The sequence below is a fragment of the Pseudarthrobacter kochi genome (assembly GCF_055412805.1).
In genome coordinates, this window is record NZ_JBVAYV010000092.1 from 1 (window position 1) to 3,818 (window position 3,818).

The following is a 3,818-nucleotide window of genomic DNA, read 5'->3' on the forward strand; positions in this document are numbered from 1 at the left end:
GATAAGCGCGGCGGTGGCCGCGGCAGTCAGGATGGTGCGCATGGTGATGGTTCCTCCTGGGTGACGGTGGCCGGCGCTGCGCCGGGGACTCGACAACCCTACGGAGGCGAGGTGGACTGCCGTGTTCGGGGGACTGGACCGCGGGTGAACACTGACCGCCGGACGGCTGCGGACGTTGGCTCTACAGGTGGGACCCCGCCTCGATCGCCTCCAGATCACGGACGGCGTAGCGGTGGTGCTCCCACTCCTCCTCGAGAATTGTGTGCAGGCAGGACAGGACCGTCACCACATGCTCCGGGCCCCAAGGGTTTTTGCGGGCCAGGGACAAGTCGGCCGGGGTGACGGCGGCGAGGAAGTCGCGCACCATGGCTACCCGGCCGGCCCGGGCCTCGAGCACCTCCGCGTACGAGGGTGCGGCCGCCGAGAAGACCGACATGTCGTAGCCGTCGGTCTCGTACTCCGCATGTGGCTGACCCATGGGGTGATACGGCCGTTCGATCTCCAGGATCGCCCGGCCAAGCCACGTGTCCGTGGCCATGACCAAGTGGCGCAGCGTCTGGGCGAAGGACCATTCACCATCCACCGAGATATCGACCGTTCCCGCCGGCATCGCCGCGGCCCGCCCGAGCGTCGCCGACCAGGTCCGCTCAAGTGCGGCCCAGGCCGCGCGAAGCCCGTCCGGATCTGCAGCGCTTCTTTCGGCGCGGCCGGGAAAGCGGCGGTTCAGTTCGGCCTCGACGAAGGGGACCACGTCCACGCCGTTGACGCGCAAGACGTTCCCGCCCTCCAACAGCCACGGCGCATCGAAGTCCGCCCCGGCCACGCCCACCCCGCGCATCACCGCGCCGGAAAGGTCCGACCGGACGAACCGGGCTCCCCGCAGGTTCACGTCGACGAATTGTGCACCCTGCAGGTCATCGGACTGACTGGAAGCTGCCATGGCAGCAACTTTGCCACGGTCGCGCCGGATCCCGCAGCCCCATTTTCCGCCGGACCAAATCGGTCCATAATGGCCACATAAGCTTCGGGGACCCCTCGCGCTGCTGAGGAGTGGCGCGGCGTTGAAGAGTCCCAGGTGGCTGCTCCAGGCTCGGCGCAAAGGGGCGGTCACGGGCTCCGGACAAGGATTCCGGGGACCAACACCGGGGGGAGCAACGCCATCGCTGCGATCATCAACGCACTGAAGGGAATCATCATGCTCAAGGATTCAAACATCATGGCTGTCCTCCCCGCGAAGGACATCAACAGGGCGAAGGAGTTTTACCGGGACAAGCTGGGAATCGAACCCGACGAATCCATGGAGGAGGGCAGCCTCATGTACAGCTGCGGCCAGGGAACCCGCTTCCTCGTGTACCAGACAGATAATGCCGGGTCAGCGAAGAACACCCAGATGGGCTGGGAAACGGACAATCTCGAAGGCGAGATGGAGGAACTGCGGGGCCGCGGCGTCGTCTTTGAAGACTACGATTTTCCCGGCCTGAAGACGGAGAACGGCGTTGCCACCGCTGACTGGGGGAAGGCAGCCTGGTTCCTGGATAGCGAGGGCAACATCATCAACATCGCCCAGCGCGGGTAGGCCGGAGTCTGGCGCACCGATCAACGACGCAGGGCATCGCTGCGGCCAGCAGCGAACCCAAGGGAGCCGGCTTCCGCGACCAAAGCGGGAGCCGGTTCAGCGTAGATACGAAAGATTAGAACGGGGGGAATCAGTGCTCGCACGCTACTTCGTGTCGAGTTTCCCACCCCGCAGGTGTCGGTGGTGCAGCTCGTAGCTGTCGAACACATCAGAAGAGGTGGTACCTGAATGGCCGAATTTGCCGCGAAGGACGTCCGCGAGTCCGTCCAGCGCCGCGCGGAGCATCCGGCCGGCGAACTTGAGCTCAGGGTTGTCACTGCGCTGTGCCTGGGATGCCAGCTCCTGGGCGTAGGCGACAGTGGCCGGCAAGGAGCCGCGCTGCTCGACTTCTCGGAAGTAGTAGGTTTCATGGAACGCAAGCAGATCGATGCTCACCAAAGCTACGTTTCCGGCCATGGACTCCAGCAGATCGGCGGCGTGCCGGGGTTCCACGGACAGTACACCTGCAGAACCTGCAGCCTCCCTGAACAGGTTCAGCTCGTGGGCAAGGGCCCGGCGGCGGTTCAGGGCCGGGTACATCTGCAGGATCCAGGTAACCGTTGCTGTCAGCAACCCGAAACCGGTGACGGCCTCGAGGGCCACGACCAGCCTCAGCAGCGGATGCGCCGGCACGATCTCGCCGAACCCCACCGTGGAAAGCGAAACCAGGGAGATGTAGAGCGCTTCAGCGAAGTCGCCCTGCTGCGGCACCCCCGCAGCGTGAACAAAACCCGCCGGCAGATGGGGCAGGTACAGCAGGGCCCAGCCGACGGCCGCGAAGCTTGCCCAGGCGCCAATGACAGCGGCCATGGCCAAAGGTGCTGCAATGAAGGAGCCCCGGCCCCGCAGTTTTCTCGACACCAGCCAGAATCCACGCATGATCGCCCGGCCCACGGGACCGGAGCCGTGGGGATACAGCAGCGTACGAAAGACGTCGACGAGCATCAGCAGAACCAGCCCGGCTCCCAATACCGTCCAGAGCGTGTCCTCAAAGTCCATGCCTCATCTTATGGGCGGCACTGCTTGGAAACCGCGTTGGAACGAGTTGCCATGGCGGCGGCCGGGTTGTGACCTGCTACTGCGGTGCGGTCAGTTAGTCAGTGCCGGGATAATGGCGCCCGAGAACACCTGCCATGCGAGGGCGGTCTTTGCGATAAGGCTGAGAGTGATGTAGACCCGTTCGCCGTAGAGGTAGTCGCGCCATGGACCCACCTGGCGGTACTGGAGCCACTGGTTGATCGCGAACGTGTTGAAGAACAGGAACAGCGAGATGATGATGCCGTAGACGAAGGCGGGCGGCTCCACCGTGCTGGCCGAGCCAGGGGAAAGGAAATAGATCAGGATCACGATCCAAGGCACCACCCCGGCCATGGACCCCAAAATGAAAGGCAGGAAATTGCCGCTCCCCGGCTTCTCGTATTTTTCCTGCAGCGCCCCGAAGCCGATCATCGCGGCATTGGTGGCGAACAGTGAGAGCAGGGCGCCGATATCGGAGATCCCTGTGGTCTGGGCGATGAGCCAGATCATCACGGACGAACTGAGCGAGTATTCGACCCAGCGGAAGTAGTTGTGGTTCGCTCTGAGCCCGGCACCGTAGCGCGGGAAGAACAGCGGCGACGCTACGGCGAAGTGGAACAGCGCGGAGAGCGCGAGGAACACAACAACGCCGGCACCCACATTGACCGCAAAAAGTTCCACGCGCTCAGGTGGCACCGGGAAGCCAGGAGGACCCGCCAGGTAGTCCGCAGTTACACCGAACGTGACCTGGGTGCTCAGCATTGTGAGGATGACCGCAAAGCCGATGGCCTGGACCAGATGAAGTGAGCCAGCCACCAAGTTGTAGGGGCGAAGACGCCGGATGCTGTCTTCGGCGGTCCGGGTTGTGCGCGCCATGGGGTGCTCCTCGGTGAGCGGACGAACAGTCTGTGGTGCCCACGATAGCAGTTAGGCGCCGTGAGGCAGCCGCCCGTCGTCGTCGTTCTGTCAGACCTTCGGTGCGTTGACGGTCCAGGGGATGACCGGCAGACCAAGTTCATGGGCTTCGGCGATCATTCCGGGGGTGACGGAGCGGAAGGCGGGGGAGATGACGTCATAGCCCTGGGCGGCCGCGGCCTTGGCAAGGGATCCGCCGTAGGTGTCGATGTCGATCCCGCCGAGGTTGGGGCTGGCTCCGGGCCGGCCGACCTCAAGCCAGGCGTCGCCG

The 3,818-nt window shown here is 64.5% G+C and carries 4 protein-coding genes and 1 pseudogene; 1 reads left to right on the forward strand and 4 read right to left on the reverse strand.

Annotated features, from left to right (window positions below):
- Positions 1-181: 181 nt before the first annotated feature.
- On the reverse strand, positions 182-940 hold the full coding sequence (locus ACZY0Y_RS19640; protein ID WP_463959911.1) for a DinB family protein: 759 nt from the start codon (positions 938-940) through the stop codon (positions 182-184).
- A gap of 255 nt (positions 941-1,195) precedes the next feature.
- Between ACZY0Y_RS19640 and ACZY0Y_RS19645 the strand changes: the two genes are divergently transcribed.
- On the forward strand, positions 1,196-1,576 hold the full coding sequence (locus ACZY0Y_RS19645; RefSeq protein WP_463885230.1) for a VOC family protein: 381 nt from the start codon (positions 1,196-1,198) through the stop codon (positions 1,574-1,576).
- A gap of 144 nt (positions 1,577-1,720) precedes the next feature.
- Here ACZY0Y_RS19645 and ACZY0Y_RS19650 read toward each other — a convergent pair whose 3' ends face one another.
- The 3 genes and pseudogenes from ACZY0Y_RS19650 to ACZY0Y_RS19660 all read right to left on the reverse strand — a co-directional run.
- Positions 1,721-2,614 carry a potassium channel family protein gene (locus tag ACZY0Y_RS19650; RefSeq protein WP_463885228.1) on the reverse strand — a complete coding sequence of 298 codons (894 nt, stop codon included), beginning with the start codon at positions 2,612-2,614 and terminating at the stop codon, positions 1,721-1,723.
- Between the two features lie 90 nt (positions 2,615-2,704).
- Positions 2,705-3,508: a heliorhodopsin HeR gene (heR, locus tag ACZY0Y_RS19655; protein WP_463959912.1), complete on the reverse strand. Its 804-nt coding sequence runs from the start codon at positions 3,506-3,508 to the stop codon at positions 2,705-2,707.
- Positions 3,509-3,598: 90 nt separating this feature from the next.
- Positions 3,599-3,818, reverse strand: a pseudogene (locus ACZY0Y_RS19660) (glycerophosphodiester phosphodiesterase family protein); the annotation flags it as partial.

Excerpts from the sequence above, each read along its gene's own strand:
- ACZY0Y_RS19640 (WP_463959911.1), bottom strand. The coding sequence starts at position 940 with ATGGCAGCTTCCAGTCAGTCCGATGACCTGCAGGGTGCACAATTCGTC.
- ACZY0Y_RS19645 (WP_463885230.1), top strand. The coding sequence starts at position 1,196 with ATGCTCAAGGATTCAAACATCATGGCTGTCCTCCCCGCGAAGGACATC.
- ACZY0Y_RS19650 (WP_463885228.1), bottom strand. The coding sequence starts at position 2,614 with ATGGACTTTGAGGACACGCTCTGGACGGTATTGGGAGCCGGGCTGGTT.
- heR (WP_463959912.1), bottom strand. The coding sequence starts at position 3,508 with ATGGCGCGCACAACCCGGACCGCCGAAGACAGCATCCGGCGTCTTCGC.